The sequence below is a fragment of the Psychrobacillus sp. AK 1817 genome (assembly GCF_008807035.1).
Taxonomy (GTDB): domain Bacteria; phylum Bacillota; class Bacilli; order Bacillales_A; family Planococcaceae; genus Psychrobacillus; species Psychrobacillus faecigallinarum.
Window position 1 is genome coordinate 312,239 of sequence record NZ_CP031739.1, and the last position, 22,214, is coordinate 334,452.

The 22,214-nt window shown below is 36.7% G+C and carries 22 protein-coding genes and 1 other annotated feature; of the genes, 17 read left to right on the forward strand and 5 right to left on the reverse strand.

The window, feature by feature from the left end:
* Positions 1–134: 134 nt before the first annotated feature.
* The 4 genes from D0S48_RS01590 to D0S48_RS01605 are packed head-to-tail and all read left to right on the forward strand — an operon-like array spanning position 135 to position 5,502.
* Positions 135–1,781 carry a methylmalonyl-CoA mutase family protein gene (locus D0S48_RS01590; protein ID WP_151109615.1) on the forward strand — a complete coding sequence of 549 codons (1,647 nt, stop codon included), beginning with the start codon at positions 135–137 and terminating at the stop codon, positions 1,779–1,781.
* Positions 1,768–3,930 (forward strand): methylmalonyl-CoA mutase, encoded by a 2,163-nt coding sequence (gene scpA / locus D0S48_RS01595; protein ID WP_144536140.1) that lies wholly within the window; start codon positions 1,768–1,770, stop codon positions 3,928–3,930. Before D0S48_RS01590 ends, scpA begins: the two co-directional genes overlap by 14 nt.
* Complete coding sequence (gene meaB / locus D0S48_RS01600; protein ID WP_144536142.1) at positions 3,930–5,021, forward strand: methylmalonyl Co-A mutase-associated GTPase MeaB; 1,092 nt, start codon at positions 3,930–3,932, stop codon at positions 5,019–5,021. The genes scpA and meaB overlap by 1 nt, the downstream gene beginning before the upstream one ends.
* Before the next feature lie 40 nt (positions 5,022–5,061).
* Complete coding sequence (locus D0S48_RS01605) at positions 5,062–5,502, forward strand: BrxA/BrxB family bacilliredoxin (protein WP_144536144.1); 441 nt, start codon at positions 5,062–5,064, stop codon at positions 5,500–5,502.
* Between the two features lie 49 nt (positions 5,503–5,551).
* Here D0S48_RS01605 and prli42 read toward each other — a convergent pair whose 3' ends face one another.
* A complete protein-coding gene (prli42, locus tag D0S48_RS01610; RefSeq protein WP_151109618.1) occupies positions 5,552–5,647 on the reverse strand; it encodes a stressosome-associated protein Prli42 in 96 nt (31 codons plus the stop codon).
* 130 nt (positions 5,648–5,777) lie between these two features.
* Between prli42 and mce the strand changes: the two genes are divergently transcribed.
* From mce to rnz, 7 genes are all read left to right on the forward strand, one after another.
* Positions 5,778–6,188: a methylmalonyl-CoA epimerase gene (mce, locus tag D0S48_RS01615; protein WP_151109620.1), complete on the forward strand. Its 411-nt coding sequence runs from the start codon at positions 5,778–5,780 to the stop codon at positions 6,186–6,188.
* A gap of 3 nt (positions 6,189–6,191) precedes the next feature.
* Positions 6,192–7,739 carry an acyl-CoA carboxylase subunit beta gene (locus D0S48_RS01620; RefSeq protein WP_151109622.1) on the forward strand — a complete coding sequence of 516 codons (1,548 nt, stop codon included), beginning with the start codon at positions 6,192–6,194 and terminating at the stop codon, positions 7,737–7,739.
* A gap of 16 nt (positions 7,740–7,755) precedes the next feature.
* Complete coding sequence (locus D0S48_RS01625) at positions 7,756–8,868, forward strand: M20/M25/M40 family metallo-hydrolase (protein WP_151109624.1); 1,113 nt, start codon at positions 7,756–7,758, stop codon at positions 8,866–8,868.
* Between the two features lie 20 nt (positions 8,869–8,888).
* Positions 8,889–9,383 (forward strand): chemotaxis protein CheW, encoded by a 495-nt coding sequence (locus tag D0S48_RS01630; protein ID WP_144536152.1) that lies wholly within the window; start codon positions 8,889–8,891, stop codon positions 9,381–9,383.
* A 122-nt stretch (positions 9,384–9,505) separates the two neighbouring features.
* A complete protein-coding gene (locus D0S48_RS01635) occupies positions 9,506–10,753 on the forward strand; it encodes a DNA polymerase IV (RefSeq protein ID WP_151109626.1) in 1,248 nt (415 codons plus the stop codon).
* Between the two features lie 58 nt (positions 10,754–10,811).
* The gene (locus tag D0S48_RS01640; RefSeq protein ID WP_144536156.1) at positions 10,812–11,672 is read left to right on the forward strand and encodes a YitT family protein; all 861 of its coding nucleotides are present in this window, start codon (positions 10,812–10,814) and stop codon (positions 11,670–11,672) included.
* A gap of 221 nt (positions 11,673–11,893) precedes the next feature.
* A complete protein-coding gene (gene rnz, locus D0S48_RS01645; protein ID WP_151109629.1) occupies positions 11,894–12,832 on the forward strand; it encodes a ribonuclease Z in 939 nt (312 codons plus the stop codon).
* Between the two features lie 144 nt (positions 12,833–12,976).
* On the opposite strand, the gene proC is transcribed toward rnz, so the two are convergent.
* Positions 12,977–13,789: a pyrroline-5-carboxylate reductase gene (proC, locus tag D0S48_RS01650; protein ID WP_151109631.1), complete on the reverse strand. Its 813-nt coding sequence runs from the start codon at positions 13,787–13,789 to the stop codon at positions 12,977–12,979.
* A gap of 23 nt (positions 13,790–13,812) precedes the next feature.
* Positions 13,813–14,721: a Nif3-like dinuclear metal center hexameric protein gene (locus D0S48_RS01655; protein WP_144536162.1), complete on the reverse strand. Its 909-nt coding sequence runs from the start codon at positions 14,719–14,721 to the stop codon at positions 13,813–13,815.
* 54 nt (positions 14,722–14,775) lie between these two features.
* Positions 14,776–14,986 (reverse strand) — a binding site (T-box leader).
* A 119-nt stretch (positions 14,987–15,105) separates the two neighbouring features.
* On the opposite strand from D0S48_RS01655, the gene D0S48_RS01660 reads away from it, so the two are divergent.
* Together D0S48_RS01660 and D0S48_RS01665 are read left to right on the forward strand one after the other, a co-directional pair.
* On the forward strand, positions 15,106–16,050 hold the full coding sequence (locus D0S48_RS01660) for an MBL fold metallo-hydrolase (RefSeq protein ID WP_151109633.1): 945 nt from the start codon (positions 15,106–15,108) through the stop codon (positions 16,048–16,050).
* Positions 16,037–16,789 (forward strand): SDR family NAD(P)-dependent oxidoreductase, encoded by a 753-nt coding sequence (locus tag D0S48_RS01665; RefSeq protein WP_151109635.1) that lies wholly within the window; start codon positions 16,037–16,039, stop codon positions 16,787–16,789. Before D0S48_RS01660 ends, D0S48_RS01665 begins: the two co-directional genes overlap by 14 nt.
* A gap of 88 nt (positions 16,790–16,877) precedes the next feature.
* On the opposite strand, the gene D0S48_RS01670 is transcribed toward D0S48_RS01665, so the two are convergent.
* Together D0S48_RS01670 and D0S48_RS01675 are read right to left on the reverse strand one after the other, a co-directional pair.
* Positions 16,878–17,042 (reverse strand): aspartyl-phosphate phosphatase Spo0E family protein, encoded by a 165-nt coding sequence (locus tag D0S48_RS01670; protein WP_144536167.1) that lies wholly within the window; start codon positions 17,040–17,042, stop codon positions 16,878–16,880.
* A 188-nt stretch (positions 17,043–17,230) separates the two neighbouring features.
* Positions 17,231–17,926: a Type 1 glutamine amidotransferase-like domain-containing protein gene (locus tag D0S48_RS01675; protein WP_151109637.1), complete on the reverse strand. Its 696-nt coding sequence runs from the start codon at positions 17,924–17,926 to the stop codon at positions 17,231–17,233.
* A 241-nt stretch (positions 17,927–18,167) separates the two neighbouring features.
* Between D0S48_RS01675 and D0S48_RS01680 the strand changes: the two genes are divergently transcribed.
* From D0S48_RS01680 to D0S48_RS01695, 4 genes are all read left to right on the forward strand, one after another.
* Positions 18,168–18,572 (forward strand): VOC family protein, encoded by a 405-nt coding sequence (locus D0S48_RS01680; RefSeq protein WP_151109639.1) that lies wholly within the window; start codon positions 18,168–18,170, stop codon positions 18,570–18,572.
* 182 nt (positions 18,573–18,754) lie between these two features.
* Positions 18,755–19,564, forward strand: coding sequence for a YitT family protein (locus tag D0S48_RS01685; RefSeq protein WP_144536173.1), 810 nt, complete (start codon positions 18,755–18,757; stop codon positions 19,562–19,564).
* A 263-nt stretch (positions 19,565–19,827) separates the two neighbouring features.
* Positions 19,828–21,051 (forward strand): glycosyltransferase, encoded by a 1,224-nt coding sequence (locus D0S48_RS01690; protein ID WP_151109641.1) that lies wholly within the window; start codon positions 19,828–19,830, stop codon positions 21,049–21,051.
* On the forward strand, positions 21,014–21,736 hold the full coding sequence (locus D0S48_RS01695) for an HAD-IIB family hydrolase (protein ID WP_225321666.1): 723 nt from the start codon (positions 21,014–21,016) through the stop codon (positions 21,734–21,736). The genes D0S48_RS01690 and D0S48_RS01695 overlap by 38 nt, the downstream gene beginning before the upstream one ends.
* Positions 21,737–22,214 lie beyond the last annotated feature (478 nt).

The window sequence follows — 22,214 nt, forward strand, 5'->3', positions numbered from 1 at the left end:
ATTGCTTAAAGAATTTAATATCCTGAATAAAGGTTACTTTCTGACAAGGGACAAAATCACTTTATTACCATGAAGCACTCATGTAGAATAGAAATATAACAATAATTATACAAGGGGGAAGCGAAAGCGTTCATATGACTATAAACGACATGAAGCAAACCAATTTTACCGAAGCAAGCTTTGCTGATTGGGAGCAGGCTGCAATTAAATCATTAAAGGGAAAATCGTTGGAATCTTTGGAAACTAAAACTTTAGAAGATATTATTTTGAAACCGCTTTATACATTGGCAGACTTAACAAATATTTCTTTAGACCAAACTAATACAGTAAGACATTCTAAAGAAACTGCTAATTGGAAGGTCGCGCAGCACTCTACAGCAAACACAGCTGAAGAAATTATTGTAGATATGAAGGAAAACCTATCTAAAGGAAATGATTTGATCAATTACAAGGTCGATGCTATTCATGAATGGAGTCCTTCTCAAATAGAAGAACTAAAAATACTGTTCCAAGAACATGAGGTATTATTGGATGTTGAAAATAATCCTAGTTTTCTGGATCACTTTGACGAATTACATGGCTTTATAATTGGAGCCGACAGAAAGCTTACAGGTGCTAGATCATTACATTTAGACGGCACCCAACTACATAAGGCTGGTGGAGACGTAGTTAGTGAACTAGCAAGTGTATTAGTTCAAGCAGATACACTAGCACATTTAAATGGTATTGAAGAACTAGAAGAAAAGGCATTTGTGCAATTTTCTATCGACACAAATTTCTTTATGGAAATTGCTAAGTTGAGAGCATTTAGAGTGCTTTGGAAGGCTTTTGGCGAAGCCTTTGGAAAAGAAAATATCAATGCTATCCCAGTTTATACTGAAACTTCTCTACGCTCTTTTTCGGCTCTAGATTCTAATGTAAACCTATTGCGTGCAGGTAATAGTATATTGTCTAGCGTTTTGGGCGGTGCAGATATAGTTTCTAGCTATCCACATAATTATCTTTCCGAGATAACTCCAACTTCTAAGCGCATTGCCCGTAACATGCAGCTTGTTTTAAAGGAAGAAACACATATTCAACGTGTTATTGATGCCGCGGGTGGTTCTTACTATATTGAGTCATTGACTAAGCAATTGGTTGAGAAGACTTGGGCATATTTTATAGATTTAATGAAGGACAGCTCTCCAGAATCGAGGGAAAGTATGTTGCTGCAACGTGCTTCAGAGAAATGGGAGCTACAGCTAAAAGCAGTATCAACCCGTAAAAAATCTCTCATCGGTACGAATAATTACGCTAATCCAGAGGACGGACTGGAGGAAATTGTTATACAATCCGACTATAGACGATTGGCAGAACCATTTGAGCATTTGCGCAAAGCTTTTAAGCAATATCAGCTAAAAGCGGCTATACTTCCATATGGAGTTTTGAAGGAGTATAAACCAAGAATGGATTATATTAATGGCTACTTGAATGCCATTGGAATAACTCCAGTTATCGCACAAGAGAATTTAAAACCATTTGATTTACAACAATGGATTAACAATGAAAATATTCAATATGCGATTTTTGTCGGAAGTGATGAGCAGACAGCTGGACTAGTGCCTGCTTTATTAAACGAAAAGCTATCCGTACCGTTAGATGTAGCGGGGAAATTTGCAGAGTATGATGATTGGCTTGAGGCTGGTCTATCTGGATATATTTATGCTGGCCAATCAATGCTTGTAAAAGGAAAGGAATTATTAGCATTAGCTCAAAAGGAGGGCTCACATGACAACGCCTAATTACGAAGCTGTGTCTATAGATGACGTATTAAAAAAAGCAGTAGGAAAGCATGCAGAAAATGACAACACATCTTTTGTGTCCAATGAAGGTATAAAATTGAAGAAAGAATATACAAAGGAGGATATAGAAAAGTTAAAACATTTAAATGATTTACCTGGTATAGCTCCTAATACACGTGGACCCTATCCTACTATGTATGTTTCTAAACCTTGGACAGTACGACAGTATGCAGGGTTTTCAACTGCGGAAGAAAGTAATGCATTTTATAGAAGAAACTTAGCTATGGGACAAAAGGGTTTGTCGGTTGCATTCGATTTGGCAACCCACAGAGGTTATGATTCCGATCATGAGCGAGTGACAGGTGACGTTGGTAAAGCAGGTGTGGCGATTGATTCGGTTGAGGATATGAAAATTCTATTTGATGGTATTCCTTTAGACCAAATGTCTGTATCAATGACGATGAACGGCGCAGTGCTGCCCATTATGGCTTTTTATATTGTAACTGCCGAGGAACAAGGTGTAACTCCAGAACAGCTTGCTGGTACAATTCAAAATGATATTTTAAAAGAATATATGGTGCGTAATACTTATATTTATACACCGGAAATGTCCATGAAAATAATCTCTGATATTTTTGCATACACTGCACAGCATATGCCAAAGTTCAACTCTATTTCCATATCCGGATATCATATGCAGGAAGCAGGAGCCACTGCAGACATTGAGTTAGCGTATACACTTGCAGATGGATTAGAATATGTTCGTACAGGTATAAAAGCAGGAATTGAGATAGATTCTTTTGCTCCAAGACTTTCTTTCTTTTGGGCAATCGGTATGAACTACTTCATGGAAATAGCTAAAATGAGAGCGGCTAGAAGAATATGGGCTCAAATGATGAAGAGCTTTAATCCTAAAAATCCAAAAACCTTAGCTTTACGTACCCACTCGCAGACATCTGGATGGAGTCTCACTGAGCAGGATCCATTTAACAATGTGACACGTACACTTGTGGAAGCAAATGCTGCTGCGATGGGACATACTCAATCGTTGCATACTAACGCTTTAGATGAAGCAATAGCTCTTCCTACAGATTTTTCGGCGAGAATAGCTAGAAATACACAGCTTTTCTTACAAGAAGAAACAAATATGACAAAAGTTATAGATCCGTGGGGCGGTTCATATTATGTAGAAGCATTAACAAATGAATTAATGGAAAAAGCATGGACATTAATAGAAGAAATTGAAGAATTGGGTGGAATGGCAAAAGCAATTGAAACGGGACTGCCTAAGATGAAAATTGAAGAAGCTGCTGCTAAAAAACAAGCACAAATAGATTCATCCAAAGAGATTATCATAGGGGTAAATAAGTACCGCCTAGATCAAGAGGATGCAATCGATATTTTGAATATCGATAATACTGTCGTTCGTCAAAAACAAATGGAACGCTTGGCAAGTGTAAAAGCTAATCGAGATGAGAAATCAGTTAAGGAAGCTCTATTAGCTTTAACGGAAGCTGCTAAAACAGGCAAAGAGAATCTTTTAGCTGCAGCTGTAAATGCCGCTCGACAAAGAGCGACCATAGGAGAAATATCGGATGCAATTGAGGTAGTTGCAGGGAGACATAAGGCGGTGATTCGCTCCGTGAGTGGAGTTTATAGTGCTAATTTTAGTGATGCTGAAGAAATTCAATCAGTGAAGCAAATGGCAGAAGATTTTAAAGAAAACGAGGGAAGACGTCCTCGTATTTTAATCGCCAAAATGGGACAAGATGGACATGACCGTGGTGCTAAGGTAATCGCAACCGCATTTGCTGACTTAGGTTTTGATGTAGATATTAGTCCATTATTCCAAACTCCTGCTGAAACAGCACAACAGGCAGTAGAAAATGATGTGCATGTAGTAGGAGTAAGTTCTCTTGCCGCAGGGCATATGACCCTCGTTCCATCCTTAAAAGAGGAACTTGCAAGACTAGGACGTGAAGATATTTTAATCGTCGTTGGTGGAGTGATCCCAGCGCAAGACTATGCTTTTTTACGTGAGAATGGTGCTTCAGCTATTTTTGGTCCAGGAACAGTTATTCCAGTTGCAGCTCAAAAGGTTATAGAGGAGATCTATAAACGTCTTGGCTACGAGGAAGTGGAAGGCTAATGGCTGATGAGGATAAAGTAACATCTTCTCTACATGTCAAGGGTGGTATTATATCTCAGCACGATGGTATGGGCAAGTCCTCTGTAAAAAAGTTTTCAAAGAAGAAATCTCTTACTATTGACATTCAGAGTTACAATCACGAGATTCAAGCAGGCTCACGCTTACATTTAGCAAAGGCAATTACATTTATTGAAAGCACTTCCTCGGAACAACAAGAGATAGGTCAACAAATTTTGAAAATGTTGCTTCCATACACAGGAAATAGTATACGCATTGGTATTACTGGGGTGCCTGGTGTAGGAAAAAGTACTTTCATAGAAGCATTCGGAAAAATGTTATGTGATTTAGGTCATAAAGTAGCTGTATTAGCAATAGATCCTAGTTCCTCCCTCACCGGAGGAAGTATACTAGGGGATAAAACAAGGATGGAAGAGCTAGCCAAGCATCCGAATGCTTTTATAAGGCCATCTCCTTCCGCGGGAACACTTGGTGGAGTGCATAAAAAGTCTAGAGAGACTATGCTACTATGTGAGGCTGCCGGCTATGACATCATACTAGTCGAAACAGTAGGAGTAGGACAAAGTGAAACGATTGTTCGAGGGATGGTAGACTTCTTCCTTCTTCTAGCCTTAACAGGAGCTGGTGACGAACTTCAAGGGATGAAGAAAGGCATAATGGAGCTCGCTGATGCAATCGTTGTCAATAAAGCAGATGGACATAACGAAAGTTTAGCTAAAAAAACGGTTGCAGAATATAAACAAATATTGCATTTCCTAGCACCTTCCGCTCCGAATTGGACAACACCAGCACTCGCTGTATCCTCTCTACACAAAAAGGGGCTGGACCTTGTATGGGAAACCATTAATAGCTTCGAAGGAAAGATGACACAACAGCATTTCTGGCAAAATAGAAGAAAAGAGCAAACTGTAAATTGGTTCAATGAGATGATAGTGAATCGTTTATATGATGACTTTTTTTCTTCCATTCAGAGAAAGCAGAGGATGAAACTGTTAGAACAGCAAGTGAGAGAAGAGAAAATGACTGTTTCGCAAGCGATTGAGGAGTTATTTTCCTCGAATTCTTATCAATAATCTGATAAACTAAATCTAGTTTGAAAAGGAGAGTTGTAAAATGAATATGGATTTTAACTTACTAATGAATGATATGATTATACAAGCGCGTAGTGAAATGGAAAATAGTGGCTATGAACAACTAACTACCCCAGAAGAAGTGGAAGCTGCTTTTGCTAGAACAGGTACAACTCTTGTTATGGTAAACTCAGTTTGTGGTTGTGCTGGAGGGATTGCTCGTCCTGCTGCAGCAAACGCTGTACATTACGATAAACGCCCAGATCATTTAGTAACTGTTTTTGCAGGACAAGATAAACTAGCTACACAACAAGCACGTAATATGTTTGGAGACGAACATTTACCTTCTTCTCCATCATTTGTTTTATTAAAAGATGGACAAGCAGTTGCTGAAATTGGTCGTCATGAAATAGAAGGTCACGCACCAACTTCTGTTATTACTCATCTTCAAGCATTATTCGAAGAGTATTGCGAGGAAGTCTAATACAAAAAAACAGCGGAAGCATAAATTGCTACCGCTGTTTTTAAATTTCCTATAGGACGAAGCTCAGACCGAACAATAATGTGGACATTACCATTACAAATATCATGAGATAAACGATAATCTTACGAAATGTTTGATTGCGCATTAATTTCTCTCCTTTAGCTTGTAATCCTATTTTATCAAAATTGAAAAAATGCACAAGAGGTAGAGATTTTTTTTTGTAATATATGTACAATAGTATAGTGAATAGTCAAACAATAGAGGATGTGTAAACAATGGAAAAGGTAGACCATATCGGGATTGCTGTAAGAAGTTTAGAAAACTCTTTACCATACTATACAGATATTTTAGGCTTAAAACTTATACATATTGAGGAAGTAGATTCAGAAAAAGTTAGAGTAGCTTTTATAGACAGTGGGAATGTCAAGATAGAGTTACTTCAGCCAATTGATGAGACAAGTACAATTCATACATTCATCGAAAAAAGAGGTGAAGGAATTCACCATGTCGCTTTTGGAGTAAAGAATATTCAAGAGAGACTAGATGAGTTAAAGGAAAAGGGGATTCGCCTTATTCAGGAAACTCCTAAAAGAGGAGCTGGAGGGGCAGAGGTTGCCTTTATACATCCAAAGTCATCTGGCGGAGTTTTGTATGAATTATGTGATAAATCAGGGGGAGCGAAGTAACCGATGGATATCTATGAAAAAATAAATGATCTATATGATCGTAAACGTAAAATTGAATTAGGTGGCGGAGACGATCGAATTGAAAAGCAACATGAAAAAGGGAAGTTGACAGCTAGAGAACGAATTGACCTTTTGCTAGATGAAGGTTCTTTCGTAGAGCTTAATCCCTTTATACAGCATCGAACTGTAGATTTTGGAATGGATAAGCAAGAGGGCCCAGGGGACGGGGTAGTTACGGGCTACGGCAAGGTAAACGGTAGACCTGTTTATCTTTTTTCACAAGATTTCACAGTATTTGGTGGTGCACTTGGAGAAATGCACGCACTTAAAATATCAAACGTTATGGACTTAGCGGCTAAGAATGGTGCTCCGTTTATAGGCTTAAATGACTCAGGAGGTGCAAGGATTCAAGAAGGAGTAGTATCCTTAGATGGGTATGGCCAAATATTTTATCGTAATGCTATTTATAGTGGAGTTATCCCTCAAATTTCTGTTATATTAGGGCCTTGCGCAGGAGGAGCTGTATATTCTCCAGCAATTACGGACTTCGTGTTTATGACAGATGAAACTAGCCAGATGTTTATAACTGGACCTAAGGTAATTGAAACAGTTACAGGGGAAAAGATTTCTTCTGAAGATCTAGGCGGTTCAAAAGTACATAATACAATAAGTGGAAATGCACACTTCCGTGGGAAAACAGAAGAAGAGGTTTTAGAGAGTGTAAGACTACTTCTAAGCTATCTACCACAAAGCTTTGAGGAAAAACCGCCATTAGTAGCGGTAGAGGAAAGCAGCGATGATAGACCGGATTTAGCTGATATAGTACCTTTTGAAGCAATACGTCCTTATGATATTCGTAAAGTAATTGAGCAGGTGGTTGACAAAGACACCTTTATGGAGGTACATAAGGAGTTTGCAAAAAATATAGTTGTTGGTTTAGCTCGCATAAAAGGTGAAGTTGTTGGACTGATATGTAACCAACCGAAGATTATGGCTGGTGGTCTTGATATCGACTCTTCTGATAAGGCAGCACGTTTTATTAGATTCTGTGATTCCTTTAATATTCCTTTAATAACGTTTGAGGATGTTACCGGCTTTTTCCCTGGCATTAAGCAGGAGCATGGAGGAATCATTCGTCATGGAGCAAAAATTTTGTTCGCATATTCAGAAGCAACCGTTCCCAAAATGACTGTCATTTTACGTAAAGCATATGGTGGGGCGTACGTAGCTCTTAACTCAAAGTCAATTGGTGCAGATTTAGTTTTTGCTTGGCCAAATGCAGAAATTGCGGTTATGGGTCCACAAGGCGCTGCGAACATTATTTTTGCGCGTGAGATTGCCTCAAGCGACAATCCAGAACAAGTTCGTGCCGAAAAAATCGAGGAATACCGTGAAAAATTTGCAAATCCGTATGTAGCAGCTTCCATGGGTATGGTAGATGATGTTATTGATCCTCGAGAGACTCGTATAAAGTTAATACAAGGGCTTGAGATGATGCGAAACAAAAAAGAAACTAGACCTAAGAAAAAACACGGGAATATCCCATTATAAAGGAGTCTTTTATAAGATGAATCGTTTAATAGAGGAATTTTTTGAACTAGTAAAAATAGATTCCGAAACAAAGCATGAGCAAGTAATTGCGCCAATTTTAAAAAATAAGTTAGAGTCGCTTGGATTTTCGGTTATAGAGGATAATTCAGCTGAAAGAACCGGGCATGGTGCAGGTAATTTAATCGCTACTTTGAAGGGAAATAAGGTAACTGCTGACCCTATCTATTTCACTACACATATGGATACAGTCGTTCCAGGTAAAGGCATACAACCAATTTTAAAAGAGGATGGCTTTATCTATTCTGATGGTACCACGATTCTAGGTGCTGATGATAAAGCTGGAATTGCAGCTTTATTTGAAGCAATACGTCGGTTAAAAGAGCAGTCTATTGAGCATGGTGAGATTCAAGTAGTTATAACTGCAGGTGAAGAAAGTGGACTAGTCGGTGCGAAAGAAATGGATCCTTCTATGCTATCTGCTAAATATGGATATGCCATAGACAGTGATGGGGAAGTAGGGGGCATTGTCACTGCAGCTCCTTATCAAGCAAAACTATGGACAACCATTACTGGAAAGACTGCACATGCTGGTGTTGCACCAGAAAAAGGTGTGTCAGCAATTACACTAGCGGCAAAAGGGATTTCCGCAATGAATTTAGGAAGAATCGATCATGAAACTACGGCCAATATTGGTCGCTTTGAAGGTGGCCAAGCTACAAATATTGTATGCGACACAGTTCATATTTTATCAGAGGCACGTTCAATTGACCGAGAAAAATTAGACGCTCAAGTTGAGCATATGGTAAATACATTTGCTGAAAAGGCAGAGCAATTCGGTGGGAAAGCAACTACAGAAACGCAACTTATGTATCCTGGTTTCCGTTTTGAGGATAACCATCAGGTTGTTGAAGTAGCGAAGCGAGCAGTTGAAAATATAGGTAGAAAAGCCGATATAAAAACAAGCGGTGGTGGGAGCGATGCTAACGTAATTGCTGGGTTTGGAGTGCCAACTGTAATTCTTTCAGTGGGTTATGAGGAAATTCATACTACCAACGAAAGAATGCCAGTGTTGGAGCTTGAAAAACTAGCAGATTTACTTGTAGAAATCGTGAAGATAGCTGCCGAATAAAGAGCTCAGGAGGTTCATCCATGTCTTCTCAAAAAGTAGTTGTGTTTCAATCGGGAAACGAAGAATATGCTGTTTCCATTGATCATGTAGTGTCTATCGAAAAATTAGAAAAAGTTAATCCAATTCCTCATTTACCAAAATATTTGATTGGATTGATGAAAATAAGAGGCGAGCTCGTTCCAATTATAGATTTTGAGCTAATTCTTTATAATCAGAGTGGTCTTTTGAATGAAAATGCCCGAGTAGTAACTATGCATACGGAGGATATGTCTGTGGGAATTCTCGTTAAAGAGGCAAAGGAAATTTTAGATGTCCCAGCCGAGTCTTTAAAACAGCTTGGTTTAATGAATTATGCGAAGACAAAATACTTCACAAATATTGCTAATTTAGAAAACAGAATGATTACAATTGTGGACCCTTCTATTTTAGTTCGCTCACTGGATGGTATAAAAGATATACAATCTTACTTAGAAAATGCAAAAAAAGAAGAAAATTTAGAAGTAAATAACGTGTAGTCTTAGACAAAAGGGGTGCCCTGTCTATCGATTTAACAGTCGGAAGGTAGCTAACTAGTAGCTACCTTTTTTCCCCTTCGTCTTTTGAGATGAAAATATAGTTATGTAAGAGGTGAAAGGACTTGACTAAACAGAACAGAATTATCTTTCATCTAGACATGAATAGCTTTTATGCTTCTGTGGAACAAGCCCATGACCCTTCTTTAAAAGGAAAGGCGATAGCAGTGGCTGGAAACCCAAAAGAACGAAGAGGTATTTTAGTTACTTGTTCTTATGAGGCTAGAGCTAAAGGAATTTATACAACTATGTCTGTATGGGAAGCTAAAAGGAAGTGTCCAGAGCTTATTCTATTACCTCCTAATTTTGAAAGGTATCGAGCAGCCTCGAAAGCAATGTTTGATATTCTTCGCTCGTATACGCAATTGGTAGAGCCTGTCTCCATTGATGAAGGCTATATGGATGTGTCCGATGTTGATATGGATGGAGATGCAGTTGCATTTGCAAAGTCTATTCAGCAACGAATAATCCGGGAACTAGATTTACCATGCTCCATCGGTATTGCCCCTAACAAATTCTTAGCTAAGACAGCCTCCAATATGAAAAAGCCAATGGGAATTACTGTTTTAAGAAAAAGGGAAGTTCCACATAAGCTATGGCCCTTACCCGTAATTGAAATGCATGGAGTTGGGGAAAGCACATCCAATAAATTAGAATCCTTGGGTATTAAAACGATCGGACAAATAGCAAACGCTAATCCTGACTTACTAAAGTCGAAACTTGGAAAATCGGGAACAAGACTTCACAATCGCTCACATGGAATAGACAATCGAGCGGTAGACCCAGAATCTATCTTCGAAACAAAGAGCGTAGGCAATTCCACAACCTTACCTTATGATGAAACAAATATAGATGAGCTTCGAAAAGTTCTCAGAAAATTGTCCAGTAAAGTAGCATCACGGTTAGATTCTAAAAATTTAGCTGGTCGATCTATCACTATACATATTAGAGATGCCAACTGGAAAAATAAAACGAGAAGCAAAACGGTTATCAATCGGCTCTTTAAAGAAGAAGATATATCACAACTCTCTATTCAATTATTTGAATCTAGCTGGGAGGATGAACCAATTCGATTATTAGGGGTCACTGTTAACAATGTATTTGATAAGGGAGAATCGATGGAGCAATTGTCTATCTTTAACTTTGAAGAGCACGCAAAAGAGGAACCTATCTTGAGGCTCGTCGAACAACTTCAAGATAAATTTGGTAAGACTATCATAAAACGCGGGATGAAGATTAAAAAAAATCCTTCTTTAGAATCGAAAACTAGCTTTAGTAAAGATTTTTTAGATGATCACGATAATAGAAAATAACTTAAGAGTTTATATATATAAGTAATTAACTTTGTTTATAAGGGAGTTTTACAAGTAAATGAAAAAAAACAAAACACCGGAAACTATAGGTCGTATAATAATGATAATTATAGGGGCAGTAATCGCTGCCTATGCACTAGAAGCAGTATTAATCCCAAACTCGGTTATCGATGGTGGAGTAACGGGTGTCAGTATTATGGGAAATTATTTATTTGATATTCCTCTTGGAATACTACTATTTGTATTAAATATTCCTTTTATTTATTTGGGCTACAAGCAGGTTGGAAAGACCTTTGCTTTACTAAGTATTATTGGTATAGCTGCACTTTCTGTATCAACCGTCTTGTTGCATCATATCGACCCGATTTTAAGTGCAAATGATCCATTACTAGTTGTACTATCTGGAGGGGTAATGCTTGGAGTAGGGATTGGTATTGTACTTCGTAATGGTGGCGCTTTAGATGGTGCCGAGGTCTTGGCAGTTTTAGTATCTCGAAAGGTTCCATTTTCTGTAGGAGATATTATATTATTTATCAATGCTTTTATCTTCATTGGAGCTGGCTTTATATATGGTCTTGAAAGTGCCCTCTACTCTGCAACCACTTATTATATTGCCAAAATCGTTATTGATGTAATTCAAGTTGGTTTAGAAAAATCAAAATCTGTACGTGTCGTAAGTAAACATTCAGAAGAAATTGGTGCAGCAATACAAGATCGGCTTGGCCGAGGGGTTACCTATTCTAGTGGCCGAGGAGGATTTACTAACGAGACTATGGATATTGTCACTTGTGTAATTACCCGAATGGAAGAAAACAAACTAATTACGATTATCAAAGAAAAAGATCCAGGTGCATTTGTAGTAATAACAGATGTAGCAGAGGTTCGAGGTGGAAGCTTCAAAAAGCGTGACATTCACTAATAATAAACCGTTAAATGAGTTCAAAACTTGTTTAACGGTTTTTTTATATAATTAAATGGCTTAAGAGAGAGTATTATCTTATGTCGTGTTAAATAGAACGATTGCTGATTCACTAAATTATAGAGGATGAGAAAAGCTCAAGTGGATCCTACTTTGTTACAATTGGGTCAAATGGTAAAATAATATATAGTTAATATATAAATAATGAAAGTTGGAAATATATGCAGATATTATTTTTAGGAACGGGAGCAGGTATGCCCTCTAAACAACGTAATACTAGTTCAATGATTTTGAAGCTGTTAGAAGAGAGAGGCTCAAACTGGATGTTTGATTGCGGAGAAGCAACTCAACATCAAATTCTTCGAACAACAGTAAAGCCTCGAAAAATAGAAAAGATATTTATCACTCATCTCCATGGAGATCATATATACGGTCTGCCTGGGCTACTAGGATCGCGCTCCTTTTTAGGTGGAGACGAACTTCTTACTATATACGGCCCAAAAGGTATTAAAGATTGGGTAGAGGTCACTTTAATCACGTCTCAAACACATTTAAAATATCCTCTAAAAATCATTGAAATTGAAGAGGGGATTATCTTTGAAGATGAACAATTCATAGTAGAGGCTAGACTTCTTGAGCATGTTGTTCCTTGTTTTGGTTATCGAGTAACTCAAAAGCAGCTGGCACCTGAATTATTAATTGAGAAAGCAGATGCATTAGGAGTTCCTAGAGGGCCGTTATTACGCTTATTAAAATCTGGTCAAGATGTTGAATTGCCTAATGGTAATGTTGTTAGAAGCTCCGAAGTAACGGGAGAGCCGAAAGAAGGATTTAAATTGGCAGTATTAGGTGACACGAGATATTGTGAAAATTCTATTCTCCTAGCGAAGGAGTCAGATGTTTTAATTCATGAGGGTACCTTTGATACTGGAACAGAGGAGCTTGCAAGAGAGTATGGTCATTCAACAATCGTTGATGCAGCAAATGTTTGTGAGAAGGCAGGGGCAAAGAATTTGATAGTTAATCATATAAGTGCTCGCTTTATGCCAGAAGATATTAAAAACCTAGCAGTACAAGTTTCAGAATATAATTTCCCTATTTATATAGCGGATGATTTTAATGAATTTAGTTGTATAAATGGCAAGTTGGATAGAATATAAAATTAAAGAAGGATCAGCAGACTTACGCATACTTAAACCTGTATAATGTCTAATTTCAGCTCTTTGCCCATTTCCTGTTAAAGCGGTGATGGACAGAGAGCTGTCTAGTTGTTTTCAATTACATATATTCTAATAGCTGATGGTTCATTCAAATTGTTCCCCAAGAGTACGTGATTTTTGCTGTGCAGCACTAATGCACGCAAAAATAGCTTCATCAACCTTATGGAACATTAGTTGTTCAATGCCTGCTTCTGTAGTTCCTCCTGGGCTCGTTACTTTTCTTCGAAGCTCAGCAGGCTCATCTTCGCCCTTCATGAGCATATATGCTGCACCTTTCATTGTTTGGATAAATAATTGACGAGCATCTTCCTGGCTTAATCCATGTTGAACGGCGGCTGCTTCAAATTGTTCGGCAAAATAATATAGATAAGCAGGTCCACTTCCAGAAAGGGCCGTAATCACATGCATATCCACCTCTTGGACTACCTTGACAGTTCCAATAGATTCTAACAGATTAATAATTTCCTTTTTTGCTACATTATTTATTTTCTCATTCCAACATAGGGCAGAAGCGCTTAAACCAACAGAAGCAGAAGTATTCGGCATAACACGTGCAATTGGTCTATCTCCAAGATACGATTCAATTGTTTTGATGGAAACACCAGCGATGACTGATACAACAATTGCTTGCTTATTCAAAAATGAAGCGATTTCTTTGCAAGCCTGAATCGCATCCTTAGGCTTCATAGCAAGAAATACGAGATCAGCCTTCTGCAATGCTAGTTTCTTTGTACACATAATTTCGATTTTATATTTAGCATTTAAATAGTGTAGCTGCTTTTCATCTGATTTGTTCATTACACAAATGGAGCTTGGAGAAACTTTCTCCTCTTCCAATAAACCTTTAATAATAGCTTCAGCCATAGAGCCGGCCCCAATAAAAACGATGTTAGTCATCCTATTCTCCTCCTTCAGTAAATTTATAGCCACCATTTTTCCTGTGGTAATAATATCGTCTTAATATGGAAGTTTTGCTCAAACCAGTCTTTTACTAATGTTTTATGGACTAGATATTCAGAAGCCGCGTGAGAAACTCCTATTAAAGACATTGATGTAGTGGCAATATATTCTTGCATTTTCTTAAATTTTCGATGGCCATACTCATTGTCGATATGGCAATGAACCTCTCCGGTTATATAAGCCTGCACACCATTTTTTTCAGCTTCCTGCATCCAATCAATAACATCTCCACATCCTGCCACTATTGCTATTTTGTTTAATTTCTCCTTATTAATCCCTTCAAAATCAACGTAGGGAATATCAAAAAGGGTTTTTAATTTTGATATTAGGCTGTCAGTACTTATTGTTTCTATGTTTCCAAGGGATAAATATTTGTTACTCCAATTGACAGGATTTTGTATTTCACAGTTTAATGCTTTGGCGATTGCACTATTTGTTCCCAACGTAGTGTGGCAATCTAGGGGATTGTGACATGTATAAACTGAAAGGTTCTTAACTTTTATTTGAGATAAATATTTCTCTTTTATTGGTAGAAAGCCTCTTCCCCAACTTCCTCTTGGGTCGCCACATTCCATGAGTAAAGGGTGGTGCATAAATAACAGGTCACCTTCTTGGCTTTCAGAAATAAATCTTTCCAAAACAATTTCAGTAGGGAAAACTGCTAAAAAAATCGTTTGTACCTCTTCTGAACCACTTAACATACAGCCGTTAAATAGTTGGGTGAAATCATATTCGAAGTTGTTTTTCCAGTCATATCCAATCGAATCATAGCAATGTGGAAGAAATCTACTAAAAGAAGGATCCGTTCCATAGCTTTGTACCTGGAACTCTTCATCAAGCGCATCTATTATTTTTTGCAGCTTTACCATCTGATTACCTCCTTAAATTTGTAGAAAATAAAAAACGCTCTCATCCCTATATGAAATAAGGACGAAAACGTAGGATTTCCGCGGTACCACCTAAATTTGCTGTAAATACAGCACAACTTAAACCTTCTTATCGCGAAGGTCACGACTATGTTTTCATAGTAGCTCAGAAGTAGGTTCGATATAAGAGAGGGAGGTGAAATTTTCAGCAAGCATTTCACTCTCTAAACTCCTTCATATATGTACTAGTCTTCTTCATAGCTTGAATTATCTGAATTAATGAAATTATAGGGGTCTTTTCAAAATAAGTCAACCTAATTTAGTGACTCCAGTCTCATTTACCTGTAAAATAAATGAATAGTCATTCAGATAAAGGGGAGCAATACAATGATACATAAGATAATTATACCTACACCATTTGCTGTGGGAGACGTAAATGCGTACCTTATAAAAGGAGATATATTGACTCTAGTTGATGCAGGTCCAAAAACCGAACAGGCTCTTTCTGCACTTGAAAATGGTATATGCGAAGCCGGATATCAGTTGTGCGATATTGAGCAAGTTATCCTTACTCATCATCATCCCGATCACTCTGGCTGCATTGATGCATTTAAAAATGCACAAATACTAGGTCATGCATATAACCAAGTGTGGCTAGAAAAAAATCATTCATTCCTAACCTATCATGATGAGTTCTATTACAAATGTTTAGTGGAGGAAGGAGTCCCTGAACATTACTTAAAGTGGATTGAAAAAATGAGAAGGCCTTTGAATTACATTGGCAATCGTTCCTTAGATACAATGTTAAACGAGGGAGATGTGATACCTGGCCATCCCAAGCTTCAGGTATTAGAAACTTTGGGGCACGCGCAGAGCCATATTTCCTTATGGGAAGAAGAAACTGGTGTTTTGATTGGGGGAGATCTAATTATTGATAAAATTTCTTCCAACCCATTAATTGAGCCACCATTAGACAAAAATGCACCTCGTCCAAAATCGATGCTACAATACAATGAATCCTTAAAAAGAGTTCAAGCTTTGGAAGTTCATAAAGTTTTTAGTGGCCATGGCAATGAAGTATATGATGTATCAGAGTTAATATCTTCTCGACTAATTAAGCAGCGTGAGAGAGCATTAAAAGTATTAGAAATGATGAGTAATGGGGAAAAGACCATTTTTGAACTTACTCAGCAATTGTTCCCAAAGGTATATGAAAAAGAGCTTGGTTTAACACTTTCAGAAACAATTGGTCAAATAGACTATCTGTTGGATGAAGGCCTTATTTTAGAAAAGCAAACAGATGAGGGGATTTTATTGTATGATCAAGCCTAAAAGGATTCTTATTACCGGTGCTACTAGTGGAATAGGATTTATGTTAGCGCAACAATTACATAAGGAAGGACATGATGTATGGGCTACTGGTAGAAATAAACAGGCTTTGGAGCAATTATCTAAGGTAGGGATACATACAACAGTGGCCGATTTAACAAGTCAGTATTCAATTGAAAACCTATTTAAAGACATAGAAACTCCAGACACGTTAGTTTTGAATGCAGGTATTGGTACCTTTGCTTATCTGACCGACTTACAGGATGTCGAGGTAGAGCAAATGCTTGATGTAAATGTGAAGGCGCCAATCATGCTTGCAAAATATTTTGCGAATAAGATGAAAGAAAAGAAATCTGGACATATCATTTTTATTGCCTCGCAAGCCGGGAAAGTGGCTACACCGAAGGCATCTGTTTATGCTGCCAGTAAGCATGCAATCATTGGATTTGCAAATGCAGCACGCATGGAGCTTCGAGAGCACGGCGTTAAAGTGACAACTATTAATCCAGGTCCTATTGATACTCCCTTTCTTGAGCGGGCAGACCAAACAGGCGGATATCGCGATAAGATGGGCAAGCAATTGCTAGCCCCACAGAAAGTGGTCAATGCTATTATTAAAGCAATTTATAAACCAGTCAGAGAAGTAGATCTTCCCTCATATATGACCGTAACAAGTAAGCTTTATGCTGTTTTTCCTAAAACAGTGGAAACGCTAGGTAAAAGATTTTTTACAAAGAAATAAGTTAAGTTTAAATTTAGTTCCACCTAAAAAATAAGACCGATTAATTCCTCTAGAAGAATAGAACGGTCTTATTTCTCATGCTATTCATTTAAGACACTTTATCTTGATATTTGTTAAGTAATTGATCTAGCTCTTGGCTGCAAGCGACAACAATTGGGTGAGTAAAACCAAGGTTTTTCGCTTTTTTATACATGTCTTTTCTTTTAATACTTATCAAAATCAATAAGGATTTTTGACGCAACTCCCTTTTCATACATATCCTCCATTTGATAGATTTGCTACATTCGAAAGAATAGTTTTCTTGAAATAACGATGGAACTTGTTCATTATAAATCAAGAGAAATGAAAAATTTGTCAAATCACGGAGGAAATCAAAATATTTTTTTATTTTTTTCTTGAAAACTAAGAAAGAAAGCACATATTAATTGCTCTATAAACAAGTTAGCCTAGATATGTAACCAATATATTTTTTTCATTAACTTCAGTATCTTCTTTTTCTATTTTGTAAGCATGGCCATTCAATTGAGAACTCACAGCCCCTTTTAAAACTTCATCTATAAAATGTAAAGCAACGCCATCTTCTACAGCATATCCTGATTTCATAACACCCGTAGCTATCAATTCGTGATAAGCAGGTTTTCTTTTACCCTCTCCATCATAATGTGGACAATTGCTTCCTTTTAAAAAGCCGAGGCAGTTTAGCTTATATAAGGGGGCGTTTAAGGGATCGGTTAACCCTTCCTCAAACCAACAAATAGAACCTGCACTAAGCCCTGCTAGAATAATTCCGTTTTCATATGCTTTACGAAGTATTAAATCTAAACCCCATTCCTTCCAAAGGACGAGCATATTCCTTGTATTTCCACCACCTATATAGAGTATATCCTGTGTCATCACATACTCCTCTAAATTATTGAAATTTGGTTCAAATAAGCTAAGATGGGATGCATTACAGTTAAAATTTTCAAAAGAATGATAAAATCTTTTGACGTAGTTATCCTGATCACCACTAGCAGTTGGGATAAAACAAACTTTTGGTTGTTCCTTTTTAACTTGTTTTAATATGTATTGGTCAAGAAGTGGATTTTCAGGTTCCATAGAGAAGCCACCACCACCCATTGCGATAATTTGTCTCATTTTACATCAGTCCTTTTCAAAGGTTAAGTATGAAGCAGAGGATAGATACCCACAATTCCGTTGTAAAATCTTCTTTTACTTAAAAGAAAAATATTAGATGGTGTCATCATATCACCGAGGATAGATAGCTTACAAGAAAAGATAGAAAAATTTAGTGCTAAGTTAAATGGAAGTTCCTCCTTATGGGGGAAGAGATCATAAGTTGCTTCATGTTAATATTCTTCTAAAAGGAGTGGTATATATGGAAAAATGGACAGATGGCTTGATGCAAATTAGAATCGCGAGACCAACAGATAAGATGGAAAAGAATATAAAGTTTTATACTGAAGGACTAGGATTGAAGGTTGTAGGAAGCTTTAAGGGGCACGAGGGTTATGATGGTGTGATGATTGGCTTACCTGACAAATCATATCACTTGGAATTTACAACCCATGTAGATTGCTCTCCTTGTCCTGCACCCACAAAGGACAATTTGCTTGTCTTCTATATACCTCATAAAACAATAATTGATGATATATGCTATAAATTATTTAAAATGGGCTATAATTCAGTGCCACCAGAAAATCCTTATTGGGAAGAGAAAGGCATTACAATAGAAGATCCAGATGGTTGGAGAGTAGTGCTGATGAATGACCAAGGGATTTAAATGAAGATATATTTGGAAAAATATTATTATAGCTATAATATTTAAAAACAATTTCATTTGATAACAATTTTTCATCTTTTGATGAAGACTCCTTAAGAAATAGCAACATTTTTTTATAAAATATAAGTTTTTCTATAAAAATTGTTGTATAGTTAAGTTCGATTAAAATTAAGGAGCAAGAAATGAAAAATTTTATTGTAATAACATTAGGATCTTTATTTATGGCTGTTGCATTAAATCTTTTTTTAGTACCTCATGAAGTGATATTAGGTGGTTTTTCAGGTATTGGTATGATTATTGGTATTCTTACAAACTGGAACATTGGATGGATCATCTTTATCCTTAACGTACCTGTTTTTATCCTTGGCTTTGTAAGTATTGGGAAAAAATTTGTTGCATATAGTATGTACTCTGTCTTTTTAACCAGTTTAGCTATGCAATATATTCCTGTGGTGCAAGTGACTGAGGACATTCTTTTGTCTTCTGTGTTTGGTGCAGTTATAGGCGGAGCTGCTACGGGAATGATTATTAAATTTAATGGTTCTACTGGTGGTATAGATATTATTGGACTTGTAATAACAAAGAAAAAAGACTTTTCATTGGGAACTATGATGCTCGTTATGAATAGTGTAATTGTGTTGGCTTCCGGCTATTTTATCGGTTGGGAACAAACGATGTATACATTATTGGTTTTGTATGTATTTGGTAAAGTTGTAGATGTGATTCATACGAAGCATGTAAAAATAACACTTATGATCATCACAGAAAAGGGAGAAGAAGTTCAAAAAAAATTACTCCAAAACCTAGTTCGAGGTATAACTGTGTTAGATGGAGAAGGGGCTTACACAAAACAATCTAGAAAAGTTCTCTTCACAGTTATCACTAGATATGAACTAGGAGAAGTAAAAAAAATGATTAAAGAAGTAGATAGTAATGCATTCGTAAATATTACAGAAACTATTGAAGTAATGGGTGCATTCAACAAAAATTAGTTTTCTAAAACGCTCAAGATTTATTCTTTGAGCGTTTTTATTTTGTCAATTATTTGTTTCTACTGACAATCCCGTATTCTATATCTTCTTAAGGTTTTCGAAAGTTGATATTTGTAAAACCAAGACATACTTTGACTGTCTCTAATTATCTTAATATTGCATTAAATAACATAAAACTTTATAAAAATAGTTTAATAGTCTGAAAGTAAGGGTATTAATATAAATAGCTTAGTTAAGAAAAAGATAGATAGGAGATGCTGTTTATGTGGAAAAGAATTTTATTTATCTCCGAACATGGTGACCCTCTAGAAACATTAGGTGGTAAGCAGGCGGGTGGACAAAATAACTACGTTAAAGAGCTTACTCTTGCACTCGGACGGAGAGGAATTGCAGTTGATGTAGTTACACACTGGAGTAATCCAGATACTCCAAAGATCGAAAAATTAGGTAGTAGGTCAAGAGTAATAAGATTTGCTGCAGGGCATAAGGGTTATATTCCTAAAACTAAAATATACGATCTTCTGCCAACATTCTATGAAGAAATAAAAAAAACAATATCTGTTCAAAAATATGATGTTATTCATTCACACTATTGGATGTCTGGTCTATTGGGACTTGCTTTAAAGGAAGAATTCGGTATTCCGCTTGTGCATACATCACATTCCCTAGGCATAGCCAAAAAACAGGCAACAGGCGTTGAGGAGCCTATTCGTCTAGAAGCAGAAAAGCATATATTAAACTCTGCTGACAAGGTTATTGCAACAACTGAAGTTGAAAAACAAATAATTTTAGATTTTGCAGACAACAATCCCGAAGTTGAGGTAATTTCGATTGGAGTTGCAAAAGAGTTCCAGTCACATTCTAAACGAAAAGCAGGAATGAAGCCCTTACTTGTATATGCAGGACGATTGGAAAAGACTAAAGGAATTAGTACACTATTAGAAGCATTTCATAAAATGAAAAAGGAAAGTCCAGAATTAGAGGCTAAACTCGTTTTAGCAGGTGGAGATAAAGAAGAAATAGATCCCATTACACTATTGCCAACGGATCCAAGTTTAAGAGAAAAAGTAAAAGGAATTGAAGAATATATAGAATTTATAGGTCCTCAATCTCAACATAACTTAAGTGAGCTGTTCTCTAAGGCTACATCTGTGATTGTTCCTTCCTATTACGAATCATTTGGTATGGTAGCTGCAGAAGCACAGGCATGCGGGACTCCAGTTATTGCCTCAGGCGTAGGTGGCTTAAAAGATGTTGTTTCTCACGGTAAAACAGGTTTACAAGTACCTCCAAAAGATTCTACACAACTTGCTAATGCAATGAAGAAAATATTAAAAAACAATCTTTTAGCAAAAAGACTAGGTAAAGAAGCTGCAGAACGTGCAAGTCGTATATTTAACTGGTCAAGCATTGCTAAAGAAATAGATAAAACATATGAGGATTTGTTACATGCAAATGATTACGCAAATGCTAGCCACCGATCTTGATGGTACGCTGGTCGGTAGTGAAGAGGATTTAAAAGTATTACTTAAATATTATGAAAGCCTTGATGAGAAGGTTTCCTTGGTTTATGTCACAGGTAGACATAAAGGTTCCGCTTTAGATTTAATTAGAGAAGCAAAAATTCCAATGCCAAGCATTTTAATCTCGGATGTGGGAACAGGTATATATGTAGGCACAGACCTTAATGTTGATTTAGAATGGGAACATAAAATGAAATCTAATTGGGATCCAGAAGCCATTAAAAATATTGTTTCTAAATACCCAACAATATTTCCTCAAAAACTACCCAATGAATCTAGAATTTCCTATACAGTAAAAGAAGATAATGACAGCGTGGAAAAGCTAAAGCAAGAGTTAGTGCTTTCAAAGATTCCTCACAAGTTTATCTTTAGTTCAGGTAGAGACATTGACATTCTACCTGAAAGTAGCGGAAAAGGATCTGCTTTGACATACGTGATTGAAAAATATGTAGATACAAATGCGTCGATTCTTATTGCTGGTGATTCTGGTAATGATGAGGAAATGCTTAGTCTAGGTTATCCGTCCGTAATTGTTGCAAATGCTCAACCAGAGCTTTTGGCAATTAAAGACCATCCGAAATTGTTTCGGGCAACGCAAAATTGTGCGGGTGGTATTTACGAGGCATGGTTACATTTTTATAGTAAATAATTTTTGGAAAACTGTTCAATTTTTATTGAACAGTTTTTTATTTTGCAAAATTTGTAAATTTCACATGAAGCAATTTACAATTAAACATGAACGTTTTTCACTCTGACCATCACTACGGATAGTGGCGTCATAAGCAGTCAGTGTACAACAGTAAAGGATTTTCATGTGAGACGATTGCTGTGTGTAAAAGTTTTATCGCTCAACTCATGAAAAAGCGTCTCTTCATGATTTTTGCTTAACAAACAATTATGGATATATTATTTATAAGTATTAGAGACGAAGAATATAGTATGGGGTGTGTTAAAATAATAAGTTGAAAGAGAAAAACTTAAATGGCGAACCAATAAGGGAAGAATAGATAATTTGACATTTAACACTTGTAATTTTATACTAGGTTACGTTATGTAAGTGAATTTGTACAATCAGAATATAATAGACATAAAATTCGATTGAATTAGAATGATAGGTGAGAATGAGA

Coding starts and splice junctions, on each gene's coding strand:
- D0S48_RS01590 (WP_151109615.1), top strand. CDS start 135: ATGACTATAAACGACATGAAGCAAACCAATTTTACCGAAGCAAGCTTT.
- scpA (WP_144536140.1), top strand. CDS start 1,768: ATGACAACGCCTAATTACGAAGCTGTGTCTATAGATGACGTATTAAAA.
- meaB (WP_144536142.1), top strand. CDS start 3,930: ATGGCTGATGAGGATAAAGTAACATCTTCTCTACATGTCAAGGGTGGT.
- D0S48_RS01605 (WP_144536144.1), top strand. CDS start 5,062: ATGAATATGGATTTTAACTTACTAATGAATGATATGATTATACAAGCG.
- prli42 (WP_151109618.1), bottom strand. CDS start 5,647: ATGCGCAATCAAACATTTCGTAAGATTATCGTTTATCTCATGATATTT.
- mce (WP_151109620.1), top strand. CDS start 5,778: ATGGAAAAGGTAGACCATATCGGGATTGCTGTAAGAAGTTTAGAAAAC.
- D0S48_RS01620 (WP_151109622.1), top strand. CDS start 6,192: ATGGATATCTATGAAAAAATAAATGATCTATATGATCGTAAACGTAAA.
- D0S48_RS01625 (WP_151109624.1), top strand. CDS start 7,756: ATGAATCGTTTAATAGAGGAATTTTTTGAACTAGTAAAAATAGATTCC.
- D0S48_RS01630 (WP_144536152.1), top strand. CDS start 8,889: ATGTCTTCTCAAAAAGTAGTTGTGTTTCAATCGGGAAACGAAGAATAT.
- D0S48_RS01640 (WP_144536156.1), top strand. CDS start 10,812: ATGAAAAAAAACAAAACACCGGAAACTATAGGTCGTATAATAATGATA.
- rnz (WP_151109629.1), top strand. CDS start 11,894: ATGCAGATATTATTTTTAGGAACGGGAGCAGGTATGCCCTCTAAACAA.
- proC (WP_151109631.1), bottom strand. CDS start 13,789: ATGACTAACATCGTTTTTATTGGGGCCGGCTCTATGGCTGAAGCTATT.
- D0S48_RS01655 (WP_144536162.1), bottom strand. CDS start 14,721: ATGGTAAAGCTGCAAAAAATAATAGATGCGCTTGATGAAGAGTTCCAG.
- D0S48_RS01660 (WP_151109633.1), top strand. CDS start 15,106: ATGATACATAAGATAATTATACCTACACCATTTGCTGTGGGAGACGTA.
- D0S48_RS01665 (WP_151109635.1), top strand. CDS start 16,037: ATGATCAAGCCTAAAAGGATTCTTATTACCGGTGCTACTAGTGGAATA.
- D0S48_RS01670 (WP_144536167.1), bottom strand. CDS start 17,042: ATGAAAAGGGAGTTGCGTCAAAAATCCTTATTGATTTTGATAAGTATT.
- D0S48_RS01675 (WP_151109637.1), bottom strand. CDS start 17,926: ATGAGACAAATTATCGCAATGGGTGGTGGTGGCTTCTCTATGGAACCT.
- D0S48_RS01680 (WP_151109639.1), top strand. CDS start 18,168: ATGGAAAAATGGACAGATGGCTTGATGCAAATTAGAATCGCGAGACCA.
- D0S48_RS01685 (WP_144536173.1), top strand. CDS start 18,755: ATGAAAAATTTTATTGTAATAACATTAGGATCTTTATTTATGGCTGTT.
- D0S48_RS01690 (WP_151109641.1), top strand. CDS start 19,828: ATGTGGAAAAGAATTTTATTTATCTCCGAACATGGTGACCCTCTAGAA.
- D0S48_RS01695 (WP_225321666.1), top strand. CDS start 21,014: ATGCAAATGATTACGCAAATGCTAGCCACCGATCTTGATGGTACGCTG.